Raw genomic sequence first — 16,257 nt, 5'->3', positions numbered from 1 at the left:
AAGGTGTCGCAAAGAGGTCGCAGAGAGGAAAGCGCCGTATCGGGTATGTCCGATACGGCGCTTTCGGTGCGGGGTTCCCGCGGGGTTCGCAGGGGCTCCGTACGACCTTCCGTGCAGGCTTCCGTACAGGCTTCCGCGCGGCTCGCGGAGGCCGGCTCAGCAGCTGGTCTTGCCCGCGTAGAGCGCCAGCGCCGTGTTCGCGCCGAGGGTCGCCGTGAACTGTCCGGAGCCGTTCACCGTGACGCTGGTGTTGTTCTGGACATTGCAGTACGTCCCCGCCGCGAGGGATGTCTGATAGGTCCGGGTCAGCGAGCCCGACTCGTGGTTGATGGCCACGTACCCCTTGGCGCCGCGGCCGAAGGCGATCGCGTCGTTGCCGTCGTCCCACCAGTCGGTGACCGACTGGCCCCGGGTGGCGTTGCGGAAGGCGACCATCGACTTGATCTCCGGCCAGGCGTGCTGGCACTTCCAGCCGTCCTGCCAGCAGGCGTTGACCGTGCCGCCGTTCGGCGGGCCGGCGTCCACGTCCGACCACTCGTAGCCGGAGTTGATGTCCGGGGCGCCGTACGGGTAGGCCAGCATGAAGACGTTGGCGAGGGTGTAGTTCGCCCCGTCCTTGTAGTTGAGCGTCGAGCCGCCCCGCTCGGTGTCGTGGTTGTCGACGAAGACCCCCGCGACGGAGCTGCTCATATAGCCCCAGCCCTCGCCGTAGTTCTTGAGGTAGGCGAGGTTCTCGTTGTTGAAGACCCGCTTGAGGTCGTAGGCGTACCGGAACTCCTGCACGTCGCCGTTGCCGGTGTACTCGGTCGGCTGGACCGCCTCCCCGGCGCCGTAGATGACCTCCTGCTTCCAGTACACCGACGGATTGGTCAGCCGCGACTTGATGTTGGCGAGGTCGGCCGCCGGGATGTGCTTGGCCGCGTCGATGCGGAAGCCGTCCACGCCGTACCCGAGCAGGCTGTTCATGTATCCGGCGATGGTCTTGCGGACGTACTCCTCGCCGGTGTCCAGGTCGGCGAGCCCGACGAGCTCGCAGTTCTGGACGTTGGCGCGGTTGGTGTAGTCGCTGACCGTCGCCGTGCAGTCGTCCATGTCGTACGAGGAGTACAGGCCGGGGTAGTTGTACTTCGTGTACGAAGATCCGCCGGTGCCGGTGCCGGAACCCGCCGCCATGTGGTTGACGACCGTGTCCGCCACGACCTTTACGCCCGCCGCGTGGCAGGTATTGATCATGTTCTGGAAGGCTGTCGCGTCACCGAGCCGTCCGGCGATCCGGTAGCTCACTGGTTGGTACGAGGTCCACCACTGCGAGCCCTGTATGTGCTCGGCGGGTGGCGAGACCTGGACGTAGCCGTAACCGGCCGGGCCCAGCGTGTTGGTGCATTCCTTGGCGACCGAGTCGAATTTCCACTCGAACAGAACGGCGGTGACGTCCTTCGTGCCGGGCGGGGAAGCCGCCGCGACACCCGGGGGGAGGGCCACCGAGACCGCCAGGCCCGCCGCGAGGGCGAACGAGGCGGCAAGTGTCTTCCTGGCCATGTTTCTTGCCATGTGGGTGCTCCTGCACTTCGTCGTGCGGGTGGGGGGAACGGAAGCTATCCGTTGGTTCGGGTTTCAGCAAGATGTCGAAAGAACTTCCAACGCGTGTATTGACGGGGCCCCTTGACCGCGCCCACTCTCGCACCGCGGTCAACTTGCTTCCCCAGCAACCCAGTTGACCGCGTTCCCGCACCTCCGTCCCCCGCAAGGAGTTGCCGTCATGCGCTGGATCAGATCACGGGCGTTACCCCTGGCCACGGCCGGACTGCTGGCCCTCGGCGGAGCCGCCGCGCTGCCCGCCCCGGCCGCCCACGCCGCCGTCTCCGACACCGGCATCCCCAACGGCGATGTGATCGCCAACCTGTGGGAGTGGAACTGGAAGTCGGTCGCCGCCGAGTGCACGAACGTCCTCGACCCGGCCGGCTACGGGGCGGTCCAGGTCGCCCCGCCCGCGGAGTCGTTGAAGCAGACGAACTACTACTGGTGGGACGTCTACCAGCCCTACGCCTACAACCTGAACAGCCGCTTCGGCACCGCGGCCCAGTTCAGGACCATGGTCGACACGTGTCACGCGGCCGGCATCAAGGTCTACACGGACGCCGTGATCAACCACACCGCCGCCCAGACCGGCACCGGCTACAACGGCACGGTCGTCACCAACAAGTACGACACTCCCGACTACGACCCCGCCGACAGCGACGACTGCACGAAGACGATCTCCAACTGGTCCGACCGGTACGAGGTCCAGCACTGCGAACTGCTCGGCCTGCCCGACCTGGACACCGCCGAGAGCGGCGTCCGCACGAAGATCATCGGCTTCCTCAACCAGCAGATCGACCTGGGTGTGGACGGCTTCCGTGTCGACGCGGCCAAGCACATCGACGCCGCCGATCTGAGCGCCGTCGTCGCCGGACTGCACACCACGACCTCCGGCGCGGCGCCGTACATCACCCAGGAGATCTACCCCGGCACCCCGCCCGCGCAGGACGAGTACTACGGCACCGGTGACGTCCTCGACTTCACCTTCGCCGCGCAGATGAAGTCCCAGTTCCAGGGCGACATCGCCAACCTGTCCAGCTTCGGCAGCGGTTGGGGCCTGACGGCCGAGGCGAACTCCAACACCTTCGTCACCAACCACGACACCGAGCGCAACGGCTACTCGCTCAGCTACAAGGACGGCGACACCGCGGTCCTCGCCAACGTCTTCCAGCTGGCCCGGGGCTACGGCCGCCCGTCCGTCTACTCGGGCTGGACCTTCAGCCAGAGCGACGAGGCCCCGCCGAACTCCGCAGGTTTCGTCACCGACACCGACTGCGCGAGCGGCTGGTACTGCCTCGACCGCAACACCGCGGTCTCCGGCATGATCGGCTGGCACAACGCGGCGAGCGGCTACGCGGTCGCCAACTGGCAGTCCCCGTCCTCGAACGTCATCGGCTTCGGCAGGGGCGGCGCGGGCTTCGTCGCCCTCAACAACAGCTCCGGCGCCAGCACGTACACGTACACGACGGGCCTGGCCGACGGGACCTACCCGAACGTGATCGACGGTGGCGCGACCACCGTCACCGTCACGGGCGGCAAGGCCTCCCTGACCGTGCCCGCGAAGTCGGCGGTCGCCTTCTACGACCCGAACTACATCTGCACGGTGAACTGCGGCGGAGGCAGCGGGGGCGGAGGCGGCGGTGGTTCCACCAGCGTCACCGCGACCTTCGACGAGTACGCCTCGACCACCACCGGCACCGATGTGTACGTGGTCGGCTCGGTCGCGGCGCTCGGCAGCTGGAACACGGCGAACGCGGTGAAACTGTCGTCGTCGGGCTATCCGATCTGGAAGGCCGACGTCTCCGTTCCGGCGAGCACGAGCATCGAGTACAAGTTCATCAAGCGAGATTCGTCCGGGAACGTCACCTGGGAGTCCAACGCCAACAGGACACTCACCACCGGTACTTCGGCGGTCGAGGTCGACAACTCCTGGAACGTGGCCGACGCCAACGCCACGGACGTGACCTTCGGAGTGAACGCCACCACCGACTACGGCACCAACGTGTACGTCGTCGGCTCCATCCCGTCCCTGGGCTCCTGGAACACCGCCGACGCGATCCCGCTGTCCTCGGCGTCGTACCCGTACTGGGGCCGACTGGTCATCGTGCCCAAGTCGACGTCGTTCGCGTACAAATACATCAAGAAGGACTCCTCCGGAAACGTGACCTGGGAGTCCGGCAGCAACCGTTCCTACAGCACCGGTTCGGGAACGGGCTACAGCGTCAGCGACACCTGGCGCTGAAAGTTCTTGCTCAGAGTTTCACAACTCTTGCTGTAAAGCTTGCGTGGGCGATACCGTCGCGCCGGTCGCCCGGCATCGAGGCCGTGTCTCGGTCAAGCCGGTCCCAAACGAGCCGTTTTGAGCCGTATTCACTAGGAGTTCACGCCTGTGGCCCTGATACCGAGATGGCCGGCGCCCGGGGCGCGCCGCCGCCGCACCCCACCCCAGCGAAGAATCGCGGCCGTCGCCGTGGCCGCCCTCGCGGCAGCGTTCCTTCAGCCGATCGCGGCGCGGGCGCAGACCCCGCCCGCGCCGCCCTCGGACGCGAAGCTCGCCGCCGAACCGGCCCGGCACGACGACACGCGCGAGCAGTTCTACTTCGTGATGCCGGATCGTTTCGCCAATGGCGACACGTCCAACGACCGGGGCGGGCTGACCGGTTCGCGCCTCGCCACCGGGTACGACCCCACGGACAAGGGCTTCTACCAGGGCGGCGACCTGAAGGGGCTGACCGGCAAGCTCGACTACATCAAGAAGCTCGGCACCACCGCCATCTGGATGGCGCCGATCTTCAAGAACCAGCCCGTGCAGGGCGAGGGCAACAACGCTTCGGCCGGGTACCACGGTTACTGGATCACGGACTTCACCCAGGTCGACCCGCACTTCGGCACCAACAAGGACCTGGCGACCCTCATCTCCAAGGCGCACGCCAAGGGCATGAAGGTCTTCTTCGACGTCATCACCAACCACACCGCCGACGTCGTCGACTACGAGCAGAAGTCCTACGACTACCTCTCCAAGGGTGCCTTCCCGTATCTGACCAAGGACGGGAAGCCCTTCGACGACGCCGACTACGCGGCGGGAGGTGCCGGGTTCCCGTCCGTGGGCGCCGGGTCCTTCCCGCGTACGCCCGTCGTGCCCGCCGCGAAGAAGAACGTCAAGGTGCCGTCCTGGCTCAACGACCCGACGATGTACCACAACCGCGGCGACTCCACCTATGCCGGCGAGTCGACCACCTACGGCGACTTCTCCGGCCTCGACGACCTGTGGACCGAGCGTCCCGAGGTCGTCAGCGGCATGGAGAAGATCTACGAGAAGTGGGTCAGGGACTTCGGCGTCGACGGCTTCCGGATCGACACCGTGAAGCACGTGGACATGGAGTTCTGGACGCAGTGGGCCACCGCGCTCGACAGGTACGCGGCTGAGCGGGGCCGGAAGAACTTCTTCATGTTCGGCGAGGTGTACTCCGCCGACACGTCGATCACCTCTCCGTACGTCACCGAGGGCCGGCTGGACGCCACCCTCGACTTCCCCTTCCAGGACGCGGCACGCTCGTACGCCTCCCAGGGCGGCAGCGCCAAGAAGCTCGCCTCGGTCTTCGGTGACGACTACAAGTACACGACCGACAAGGCCAACGCGTACGAGCAGGTCACCTTCCTCGGCAACCACGACATGGGCCGTATCGGGTACTTCCTGAACCAGGACAACCCGAAGGCCACCGACGCCGAGCTGGTGAAGAAGGACGAGCTCGCCAACGAGCTGATGTTCCTCAGCCGCGGCAACCCGGTCGTCTACTACGGCGACGAGCAGGGCTTCACCGGTGCGGGCGGCGACAAGGACGCCCGCCAGACGATGTTCGCCTCCAAGGTCGCCGACTACCTCGACGACGACGAGCTCGGCACCGCACGCACGCATGCGAGCGACGCCTACGACACGAGTGCACCGCTCTACAAGGAGATCGCCGCTCTCTCGAAGCTCCGCAAGGACAACCCGGCCCTCGCGGACGGGGTGCAGACCGAGCGGTACGCGGCCGACGGGGCGGGCATCTACGCCTTCTCCCGTACGGGCGGCAACAAAACCGAGTACCTCGTCGCCCTCAACAACGCGGGCGAGGCGAAGACGGCGACCTTCGCGACCGGCTCCGCCGACACGACCTTCCAGGGGATCTACGGGACCTCGTCCCGGCTGACGAGCGACGCCGACAAGAACGTCACCGTCACCGTCCCGGCCGGTTCCGCCGTCGTCCTCAAGGCGGCCCGCCCGCTCGGCGCCCCCGCCGCGAAGCCCTCGCTCACCCTGAAGGCGCCGAACGCGGGCGCGACCGGCACCGTCGAGCTCGGCGCCGACGTCACCGGCGGCTCGCTCGACCGTGTCGTCTTCGCCGCCCAGGTCGGCAACGGGAAGTGGCGGACGCTCGGCTCCGCCGACCACGCCCCGTACAAGGTCACCCAGGTCATCGGCAAGGACGTACCCGCCGGTACCGCCCTGCGCTACAAGGCGGTGGTCGTCGACTCGGCCGGGCGGACCGCGAGTACGACGGCCACGAGCACCACCGGAACCCCGCCCGCCCCCGAAGCCCCCACCGCCTCCTCGCGCGACTACGCGATCGTCCACTACAAGCGCACCGACGGCGACTACACCGACTGGCGGCTGTACGCCTGGGGCGACCTCGCCGACGGGGAGTCGACGACCTGGCCCGCGGGCCACGACTTCATCGGCCGGGACGCCTACGGGGCCTTCGCCTACGTGAAGTTGAAGCCGGGTGCCTCCAGCGTCGGCTTCCTCGTCATCGACAAGGACGGCAACAAGGACGTCGCCACCGACCGCACGATCGACGTCACCAAGACCGGCGAGGTCTGGGTCGAGCAGGGCAAGGAAGCCGTGCAGACCCAGCGGCCCGACTACCCGGCGCAGGACGCGACCAAGGCCGTAGTGCACTACCACCGCGCCGACGGCGACTACACCGGCTGGGGACTGCACGTCTGGAGCGGGGCCGCGACGCCCACGGACTGGTCCAAGCCCCTGGAACCGGTCAGGACCGACGCCTATGGCGCCGTCTTCGAGGTGCCGCTCGCCGCGGGTGCCACCAGCCTCAGCTACATCCTCCACAAGGGCGACGAGAAGGACCTCCCGACCGACCAGTCGCTCGACCTCACCGCGAACGGCCACGAGGTGTGGCTGGTGAACGGGCAGGAGAAGTACCTGCTCCCGCAGCCCGCGGGCAGCGCGGCCGCGCTCGACCCGACCACCTCCAAGGCGGTCTGGATCGACCGGAACACGGTCGCCTGGAACGGCTCCGAGGCCGCGGCCTCCACCCAGTTGCTGTACTCCCGCGACGGCTCGATCGCCGTCAAGGACGGGACGCTGACCAGCGACGACGAGCGCTGGCTCCGGCTGTCGAAGACCACCCTCACCGACGCCCAGAAGGCCGCGTTCCCGCACCTCAAGGACTACACCGCCTGGTCCGTCGACCCGCGCGACCGGGGCCGGGTGAAGGAGGCCCTGAACGGTCAGATCGTCGCCTCCGGGCGGGCCGCGAACGGCGCCGTGCTCGCGGCGACCGGCGTCCAGATCGCCGGCGTACTGGACGATCTGTACGACGCGACCAAGGCACAGCTGGGTCCGACGTTCCGCGACGGGCGTCCCACGCTGGCCGTGTGGGCGCCGACCGCACAGAGCGTGGCGCTGGAGCTCGACGGCTCCACGGTCGCCATGAAGAGGAACGACATCACGGGCGTCTGGTCCGTCACCGGCGCGAAGACCTGGCGGAACAAGCCCTACCGGTACGTCGTGAAGGTGTGGGCGCCCACCGTCCGCAAGGTCGTCACCAACAAGGTCACCGACCCCTACTCGCTCGCCCTCACCGCCGACTCCGAGCGCAGTCTCGTCGTCGACCTGAAGGACAGGTCCCTCGCCCCGAGCGGCTGGTCCTCCCTGAAGAAGCCCAAGGCCGTGCCGCTGCGGGACGCCCAGATCCAGGAGCTGCACATCCGGGACTTCTCGGTGGCGGACAAGACCGTCCCGGCGAAGGACCGGGGCACCTACCTCGCCTTCACCGACAAGAACAGCGACGGGTCCAGGCACCTGCGGGCCCTCGCCGCGGCGGGCAGCTCGTACGTCCACCTCCTGCCCGCCTTCGACATCGCCACCGTCCCCGAGAAGAAGTCCGACCAGGCCACCACCGGCTGCGACCTCGCCTCCTACCCCGCCGACTCCCAGAAGCAGCAGGAGTGCGTCGCCGCGATCGCCGCGAAGGACGCCTACAACTGGGGCTACGACCCGTACCACTACACGGTCCCGGAGGGCTCGTACGCGAGCGACCCGGACGGCACCGGCCGGACGGTCGAGTTCCGCCGGATGGTCAAGTCGCTGAACGAGGACGGCCTGCGGGTCGTCATGGACGTGGTCTACAACCACACGGCCGCCAGTGGTCAGGCGGACACCTCCGTGCTCGACAGGATCGTGCCCGGCTACTACCAGCGGCTCCTCGCCGACGGGTCCGTCGCCACCTCCACCTGCTGCGCGGGCACGGCCACCGAGAACGCCATGATGGGCAAGCTGGTGGTGGACTCGATCGTCACCTGGGCCAAGGAGTACAAGGTCGACGGCTTCCGCTTCGACCTCATGGGGCACCACCCCAAGGCCAACATCCTGGCGGTCCGGGGGGCTCTCGACGCGCTGACCCCGGCGAAGGACGGGGTCGACGGAAAGAAGATCATCCTGTACGGGGAGGGCTGGAACTTCGGCGAGGTCGCCGACGACGCCCGTTTCGTACAGGCCACCCAGAAGAACATGGCGGGGACCGGCATCGCGACCTTCTCCGACCGGGCGCGTGACGCGGTGCGCGGCGGGAGCCCCTTCGACTCCGACCCCGGCGTCCAGGGCTTCGCCTCGGGGCTGTACACCGACCCCAACTCCTCTACGGCCAACGGTACTTCGGCCGAGCAGAAGGCCCGGCTGCTGCACTACCAGGACCTCATCAAGATCGGGCTCAGCGGCAACCTCGCCACCTACCGCTTCACCGACACCGACGGCAAGGAGGTCAAGGGCTCCGAGGTCGACTACAACGGCCAGCCCGCCGGATACGCGGCGGCACCGGGTGACGCCCTCGCGTACTCCGACGCGCACGACAACGAGTCCCTGTACGACGCCCTCACCTACAAGCTGCCCGCCACGACCAGCGCGGACGACCGGGCGCGGATGCAGGTGCTCGCCATGGCGACCGCCGCCCTCTCCCAGGGCCCGTCGCTCTCCCAGGCGGGCTCCGACCTGCTGCGCTCCAAGTCCCTCGACCGCAACTCGTTCGACAGCGGCGACTGGTTCAACGCCATCCACTGGGACTGCCGGGACGGCAACGGCTTCGGACGCGGACTGCCGATGGCGGCCGACAACGCGTCCAAGTGGCCCTACGCCACGCCCCTGTTGAGCACCGTCAAGGTGGGATGCCCGCAGATCGAGGGCAGCTCGGCCGCCTACCAGGACCTGGAGCGGATCCGTACGACCGAGAACGTCTTCTCGCTGTCCACCGCCGGACAGGTGCAGTCGAAGCTCTCCTTCCCGCTGTCCGGCAAGGACGAGACGCCCGGCGTGATCACGATGGAGCTCGGCGACCGCGATGGTCGAGGCGGTCTCGTCGTGGTCTTCAACGCGACACCGAAGACACAGGAGCAGACGGTCGGAGCCCTGGCCGGGACGGTGTACGCGCTGCACCCGGTGCAGGCGGCGGGCGCCGACCCTATCGTCAAATCCTCCTCTTACGAGGCGAAAACGGGCATGTTCGCCGTTCCGGGGCGCACTGTGGCGGTATTCTCCCGGACCTCCTGAAAGGGCATTACCTTGGTGGGGCAGGCCTCGATCCCGGTCTGCCCCACCGGCGTGTCCAGAGGCTGGCAGATGGACGTCAACGGCAAGCGGACAGACACGACCGTGCTGGTCGTGGACGATGTGGCGGCCAGTCGGTACGCCATGAGCGCCGTGCTGCGCCGCGCCGGTCACGAGGTCGTCCCCGTCGCCAGCGGCTCCGAGGCGCTCGTCGAACTCGACGTACGGCTGCGCAAGGGCACCCTGCCCGACGTGGCGCTCGTCGACGTGGACCTGCCGGACATGAGCGGCTTCGAACTGTGCCGTCGGCTCAAGTCCCGGCCCCACATGGCCGGCCTGCCCGTCGTGCACTTCTCGGCCGCCGCCGTGGACGCGGGGGATCGCTGCCGAGGCCTCGACGTGGGCGGCGAGGCCTATCTGACGGTGCCCGCCGAGCCCGAGGAGATCGACGCGGTGGTCCGGGCCGCGGTGCGCACCGCCCGTCTCAGGGCCGACGACCAGGCGCTGGCACGGCGGCTGACCCGGCTGGCGGAGACGGTCGTGGCCATCCAGACGGCGCGCTCCCCGCAGGAACTCGCCGACGCCGCCGCCGACGGCGCCGCGCGGCTCACCGGATCGCCCGCCGCCGTCTTCGTCCTCGGCCCGGACGACGAGCTGTACCGCGGCACCTCGCGGGACCGCACCTCGCTCGCGATGCCCGACGAGGGCGCCCACCGGGCCGTCGCCGGACTGCTTCGACGGCTCACCCGGGGGCAGTCGGGCGTCCAGATCACCACGGTGCCCGCGCCGCTGTGGCCGGCCGGGTTCTTCCGGCCGGGCGTGCAGCACGACGCCCGCCTGGCGCTGATCCCCATCCAGGAGGGCCGGGCCTCGGTGTGCCTCGCCACGCCCACCCGCGGGGTGCGCCGGGTCAGTCCCGAGGACGAGGCCCTGCTGGCCCGGCTCGCCGAGGCCACCGCGCTCGCCGCCGAACCGCTGCTCATGTACCAGGTCGAACGGCACGTCGCCCTCACCCTCCAGCACAGCTTCCTGCCCCAGCCGCACCGGCTGCCCGAACTGCCGGGCGTCGACGTCGTGGTCCGGTACGTGCCCGCGTCCGCGGAGACCGAGATCGGCGGCGACTTCTACGCGGCCCTGCGCACCGGCGAGGGCGTGCTCACCGCGGTCGGCGATGTCGTCGGGCACTCGCTGGAGGCGGCCACCGTCATGGTCGAGATCAGGCACGCGCTGCGCGCCTACAGCGTCGAGGAGAGCGACCCGGCCGTACTGGCCGAGCGCCTCGACCGGATGCTCCAGCGCTACCACCCCGGCATCACCACGACCGTCTGCCTGGTCCTGGTCGACCCCGCCACCGGACGCACCCGCATCGCCAACGCCGGCCACATCCCGCCGCTGATCATCCGTGACGACGGAGAGGCCGAATACTCCAAGGCCGCCGGCCCGCTGCTCGGTGTGGGTCTGCCCCACCCGCCGCCCACGGAGCTGTTCCTCGAACCCACCGACCGGCTCCTCATGGTCACCGACGGCCTGATCGAGACCCGGGGCACCGATCTGACGGTCTCGATGGAGCAGCTCCGCGCCGCCGCCACCGGCGCCCTGCCCGGCCTGGACGCCCTCTGCGACACCCTGCTCGACTGCTTCGGCCGGGACCGCGAGGACGACATCGCACTGCTGGCGCTGCGGCTAGGGTGACCGGGAAACCCTAGAACAGGAGTGCCCATGCCGCAGATCACCGTCGACTACTCCTACTCGCTCGACGACGCCTTCGACCAGCGCGGCTTCGCGCTCGCGCTGCACCCGGTGGTCGTCGAGACGGCGGCCGCGCGCATCGAGGCGTGCAAGACGCGGTTCCGGTGCACCGATGAAGAGGTGGTGGGGGCGGGGGAGGACGGACACGCCATCGTGCACATCACGCTCGCCCTGCTCCCGGGCCGCACCGACGAGACCAAGGCCAAGCTCACCGAAGCCGTACTGGAGCTGCTGCGCAAGCACATCGAGCCCACCGACGGGGTCTCGACGGTGCACGCGTCCGCCGAGGTGCGCGACCTCGACCCGTCGTACCGGAAGTACGAGGAGTAGAGGCCGCCGGGCCTACGAGGCCGGGGGTGAGGCCAGCGCGATCAACCGGACGGCGAGGTCGGTGAACGGCCCGTCGCCCGGGTCGCCCTTGAGCGCCCGGCGCAGCAGCGCGCCGAGCTCCTCGTCGTGCGTGGCGCTCACCGCGGCCAGCGCCGCGAAGTCCTGCACGAGCTGCACCTCCAGCTCGCCGCGCGGAATCCGCCGCCCGTCCAGCCAGATCAGCGCCGTCGACTCGACGAGCGAGATCCAGGAACGGATCACCAGCTCCAGGCGGGCGGGCGGGTCCTCGACCTTCAGATGCGACAGGATCTGGACGTAGGCGGCCTGCCGCACCGCGTCGACGAGCGCGTTGGTCTTCGAGGAGCCGACCGCGGGACCGCCGCGCATCAACGCCGAGAAACCGGGCCCGTGGTCGTCCACGAAGTCGAAGAAGCGGCGCATGACCCGCAGCAGCCGCGAGCCCAGCGGGCCCTCCTGCGGCTCCACGAAGCGGCTCGCGAGTTCGTCCGAGGCACGCTGCAACGCCGCCTCGTACAGGCTGAGTTTGCCGGGGAAGTAGTGGTAGACCAACGGCCGTGAGATACCCGCGGCCGAGGCTATCTCGTCGATGGAGACCTCGTCGGGTGAGCGTCGGCTGAAGAGGTCGAGGGCGACGCCGATCAACTGCTGTCGCCGCTCCTCGACACCCATCCTGCGGCGTACCCCGGTTGTCATACGAACACCTTACCGATCGGATCCGGCCCCGAACGGGCCGGTCCGGCCATGGTCGTTCACATGTCCAACACGATGCGATCACCGAGCGCCCGCGAAACACAGATCAGCATCGAGTCACCACGCTCCGTGTCGGTGAGCAGTTCGTCGCGGTGCTCGACCTCCCCTTCCAGCACCCGCTGTTGGCAGGTTCCGCAGAATCCCTGCTCGCAGGAGTAGGCGGTGTCGGGCAGTTCGGCGCGTACGGCGGCGAGCACGGTGGTGTCGGCGGCGACGCTCACCGTACGACCGCTGCGGCGCAGTTCGACCTCGAAGGCGCCGTTGCCCTCGGCGGAGGTGCTCGGCGTGAACCGCTCCAGGTGCAGCGCCGCACCCTCGGGCAGCCGGCGTCCGACCGCCTCCATCAGCCCCTCGGGGCCACAGCAGTGGACGGCCGCGCCCGCCGGCACGTCCGCGAACAGCGCGTCGAGATCGGGCCGTCCGTCCTCGTCCTCGGCCACGATGGTGACCCGGCCGCCGCGCAGCTTCCCGATCTCCTCCAGGAACGGCATCGACGCGCGCGTCCGGCCGCCGTACAGCAGCCGCCACTCCGCGCGGTCCTGGACCGCCCGCAGCATCGGCAGGATCGGTGTGATCCCGATGCCGCCCGCGACGAAGACGTACGCGGGCGCAGGGGCGAGGGGGAACCGGTTGCGCGGCCCCCGCACCTCCACCTCCATGCCCTCCCGGAGCTGTTCGTGGACCTCGCGCGACCCGCCCCGCCCGTCCTCGACCAGCCGGGTCGCGACGGTGTACGACGAGGTGTCCTCCGGGTCCCCGCACAGCGAGTACTGCCGTACGAGCCCCGAGGGCAGGACGAGGTCGAGGTGGGCGCCGGGCTCCCAGCGCGGCAGGTCGTGCCCCTCCAGGCGCAGTTGTACGACCCCGTCGGCGACCCGCTCGTGCCGGGTGACCGGCAGCCGCAGCGCCCGGGAGCGCGGTCGGCCGGAGATCGGCTCCTCCAGGGCGGGCAGCGGCCACAGCGGCGAGACCTCGATCCGGCGGCGCAGCGCCCGCCGGACGAGCAGGGCCGCACCGGCGACGGCGACGACGGTCCGCAGCCGGGGCGTCATTCGGCTCTCCTCTCGGCAGCCGTCGCCGCCGGTGACGAGGCGAGATAGGCGACCGCCTGCTCGGTCGAACCCTCCTGGGAGGGGTGGTAGGTGCGGCTGAGATAGCGGGGAATGGACTTGAGCATGCCGCCGGTCGACGGCAGCACACCCCGCTTCCCGCTCAGGTAGAAGTCCTTGAAGCTCGCCCTGCCCGCCGTGAGGGTCGGGTCGTTCTCCATGAAGAACCGCGCCCCGCGCTGCCACAGGAAGACCAGGGCGGTGAAGGCCGTGGCCCAGGTCCGGGCACGGCGCCGGTAGCTCCCGTCGACGTGGAGGAAGAGTTCGAAGGCCACGGACCGGTGCTCGACCTCCTCCGCGCCGTGCCAGCGCATCAGGTCCAGCATGGTGGGATCGGCGCCGCGCCGGTCCAACTCCTCGGCGTTCAGGATCCAGTCGCCGAGGAAGGCGGTGTAGTGCTCGATCGCCGCGATGATCGCGACGCGCTCCATCAGCCACCATCTGCGGGCCCTGCCCGGCGGCAGGGTGCGGTCGCCGAGCAGCTTCTCGAAGAACCAGTCGACCTGGGCGGTGTACGGCGTCGGATCGAGCCCGAGTTCCCTGAGGTGGGGGAGTACCTCGTCGTGGGCCTGCGAGTGCATCGCCTCCTGCCCGATGAACCCGATGACGTCCGCGCGCAGCCGCTCGTCCCGGATGTAGGGCAGCACCTGCTTGTACACGTGCACGAACCAGCGCTCACCGGCAGGCAGCAGCAGGTGCAGCACGTTCATGGTGTGCGTGGCGAACGGCTCCCCCGGCACCCAGTGCAGCGGTGTGTCCTCCCAGGAGAACGACACCTTCCGGGCCTTGAGCGGTATCCGCTCGGACTCGACCGGCCGGGGAAGCCGGGCGGCATGCTTGTTAGACATGCCGTCAATGTACTGACGGGTAAGTGCGGGGAGAACCCCCATGCGCCCACTTGTTGACGCGAGGATCGGCTGTGACACCCCGGGGATCGGCAGGACAGGACCTAGCGCAGTCCGTCGACCGCTCGTCCGTCCGTCAGGGTGCCCTTCAGCCCGGCCTGATCCCCCTGCTTCGTCCGTACGGCGAGCAGTGCGCCCCGGGCCGACCCGCTCACCCCGCCCGACGTGCTGATCGAGGCGGTGTCCTTGCTGCCCGCCGCGAGGAGGTACCAGTCGCCCGCGCCCGACTTCCACAGCACACCCGCCAGCACATGGGGGTCACGGGGGCCGCACGCGGGCGAGTTCTCGGCCTTCGCCGCGATGGCGCCGTACGCCCCGCCCGGGGTGTGGAACTGGGCCAGGACCCGGGTGCCGTCGCCCCGCCAGGTGTCGGCCCGGGTGCACACCCAGGCGGCCTGCCCGCTCGCGTCGGGCAGCGGCTGCTGCGCGTACTGCCAGGCGTTCACGGACCGCACGCCCTGGGAGCGCACGGCCGCCAGGGAGCAGGCGAACGGCGCCCAGTTCCGCAGCGCCGCAGGGCCCGCGGCCTCGTGGGGTGCCGCGGGCGGCCCCGAGGTGAGATGGGCCGGGATCAGCTCGCCGAGGTCGGCCAGCAGGTGCGGGCCCGAGGTGTCGGTCACCTCCATGATGTTCCACGAGGTGCAGGTGCCGGTCGGGGCGGGGCCGGCCAGCGGCGTGCTGACACCCTCGGCCGAGAGGGTGAGGGGCGTCGGGCCCGCGGTCGGCTTCAGCAGGTCGCGCTCGGCGGCCCCGGTCACCCAGGGGGCGGTCAGATAGCGGACGTTGCCGTCGGCCCGGTCCAGGACCAGCGCCTCCGCCTCGGCCCCGGTCGCGCCGTCGACCCGGGCGAAGTCGAGGGCCGCGCCGCCCGTGCCGGCCCGTGGCTCGGCGTACCGGGCGATGCGCAGTCCGTCGTAGAAGAGCACCACGCGCGCCTGGTCCACATCACCGGCGTACAGCAGCTGCGGCGGTCCGGCCGGGGCGCCCGAGGGGGTGCCGGGCGTCGCCGAGACCTGCACGGACTCCCCGGGCCGTGCCCAGACGGCGAGCGCGCGGCGCAGCAGCGCGGTGTCCCGGGCGAGGTTGCCGCGCGCGGGCCACACGGAGAAGTCCGTGCGCGCGGACGACCGCCACGCCGTCGGGGCGACCCGCGTCACCTTCCCGGGGTCGAGGGCGGCCTCGGCGGCCGGGTTCTGCGCGTACGACGGGGCGGCGGCGCCGTCGGGTCCCCAGCCGCCGCTGGGCAGGGCGAGCAGCGTGCCGCAGACGGCCGCCGCGACGCCGGCGGCGAGCGCGGCCTTCATGTGCTGTCTGCGCCGCATCAGGTCGGTGGGCCGGGCGTGCAGCGAACAGGGGTCGAACTCGGGGGACAGGAGCAGGACGTCCCTGGCCTCGACACCGCCCGCCTCCTTGAGCGCCGCGCCCGGGTCGTCGACGCCCGCCGCCGTCAGCACCTTGCGCACGTCGGGGTCGGGCAGCTTCTCCAGGCCGCGCAGGACGTACGCCGCGCGGGCGGCACTGGACAGGGCCGACAGCCGCTGGTCCAGGGCGAGTTCGTCGGCGCCGCCCGAGCGCGGGAAGAGCCTCAGGCCCCACACCTGGGGCAGCAACGGAGGCAGCTGGGACCGCTTGGGCCAGGCCGCGCGCCGCAGCGGCACCCCGGCCTCCAGCGCCGTACGCACGACCTTGAGGCGTACGAGGGCGTAGCCGGGGTCGCCGTCGCGGCCGGTGGCCTGGGCCGGGATCAGGGTGGCGGTCGTGCGTCCCCGGGGCAGGGCGCGCTGGGTGAGGGCGTGCGCGGTCAGCACCCGTCGGTTGCGGCCGAGGCTCGGCGGCAGCACCAGATAGGCGAGCCGGACGAGCCGCGGGTAGTGCTCGACGAGAGCGGCCTCGGCCTGCTCGACGTCGACGACCGGTCCTGGGGAGGCTGCGGAGCGCTGGGCTACATCCTGTGACTGCACGTTCAGCAAAACGAGCGAATCGGTGGATGGTC

At 70.1% G+C, this 16,257-nt stretch carries 9 protein-coding genes; 4 read left to right on the top strand and 5 right to left on the bottom strand.

The features are described 5' to 3' along the window. Nucleotides 1-156: 156 nt before the first annotated feature. Complete coding sequence (locus ACZ7M3_RS18835) at nt 157-1,539, bottom strand: alpha-amylase (RefSeq protein ID WP_472064590.1); 1,383 nt, start codon at nt 1,537-1,539, stop codon at nt 157-159. Nucleotides 1,540-1,759: 220 nt separating this feature from the next. On the opposite strand from ACZ7M3_RS18835, the gene ACZ7M3_RS18830 reads away from it, so the two are divergent. The 4 genes from ACZ7M3_RS18830 (at nt 1,760) to ACZ7M3_RS18815 (ending at nt 11,479) form a co-directional block, all read left to right on the top strand. Next, the gene (locus ACZ7M3_RS18830; protein WP_472064536.1) at nt 1,760-3,820 is read left to right on the top strand and encodes a carbohydrate-binding module family 20 domain-containing protein; all 2,061 of its coding nucleotides are present in this window, start codon (nt 1,760-1,762) and stop codon (nt 3,818-3,820) included. A gap of 153 nt (nt 3,821-3,973) precedes the next feature. After that, nucleotides 3,974-9,403, top strand: coding sequence for a pullulanase-type alpha-1,6-glucosidase (gene pulA / locus ACZ7M3_RS18825; protein ID WP_472064588.1), 5,430 nt, complete (start codon nt 3,974-3,976; stop codon nt 9,401-9,403). A gap of 69 nt (nt 9,404-9,472) precedes the next feature. Next, on the top strand, nt 9,473-11,092 hold the full coding sequence (locus tag ACZ7M3_RS18820; RefSeq protein ID WP_472064586.1) for a SpoIIE family protein phosphatase: 1,620 nt from the start codon (nt 9,473-9,475) through the stop codon (nt 11,090-11,092). Between the two features lie 27 nt (nt 11,093-11,119). After that, on the top strand, nt 11,120-11,479 hold the full coding sequence (locus ACZ7M3_RS18815; RefSeq protein WP_067363410.1) for a 5-carboxymethyl-2-hydroxymuconate Delta-isomerase: 360 nt from the start codon (nt 11,120-11,122) through the stop codon (nt 11,477-11,479). A 12-nt stretch (nt 11,480-11,491) separates the two neighbouring features. Here ACZ7M3_RS18815 and ACZ7M3_RS18810 read toward each other — a convergent pair whose 3' ends face one another. The 4 genes from ACZ7M3_RS18810 to ACZ7M3_RS18795 all read right to left on the bottom strand — a co-directional run bounded on the left by ACZ7M3_RS18810 (nt 11,492) and on the right by ACZ7M3_RS18795 (nt 16,225). Beyond that, complete coding sequence (locus tag ACZ7M3_RS18810; protein ID WP_355308499.1) at nt 11,492-12,193, bottom strand: TetR/AcrR family transcriptional regulator; 702 nt, start codon at nt 12,191-12,193, stop codon at nt 11,492-11,494. A 56-nt stretch (nt 12,194-12,249) separates the two neighbouring features. Next, on the bottom strand, nt 12,250-13,302 hold the full coding sequence (locus ACZ7M3_RS18805) for a PDR/VanB family oxidoreductase (protein WP_472064533.1): 1,053 nt from the start codon (nt 13,300-13,302) through the stop codon (nt 12,250-12,252). Next, the gene (locus tag ACZ7M3_RS18800; RefSeq protein ID WP_472064532.1) at nt 13,299-14,207 is read right to left on the bottom strand and encodes a metal-dependent hydrolase; all 909 of its coding nucleotides are present in this window, start codon (nt 14,205-14,207) and stop codon (nt 13,299-13,301) included. Before ACZ7M3_RS18800 ends, ACZ7M3_RS18805 begins: the two co-directional genes overlap by 4 nt. A 101-nt stretch (nt 14,208-14,308) precedes the next feature. Further along, a complete protein-coding gene (locus ACZ7M3_RS18795) occupies nt 14,309-16,225 on the bottom strand; it encodes a hypothetical protein (protein WP_472064530.1) in 1,917 nt (638 codons plus the stop codon). Nucleotides 16,226-16,257 lie beyond the last annotated feature (32 nt).

The organism is Streptomyces sp. NPDC111656, assembly GCF_055656965.1.
Note: the sequence above shows the minus strand (reverse complement) of the source record. Positions and strands in the feature narration are given on the sequence as shown.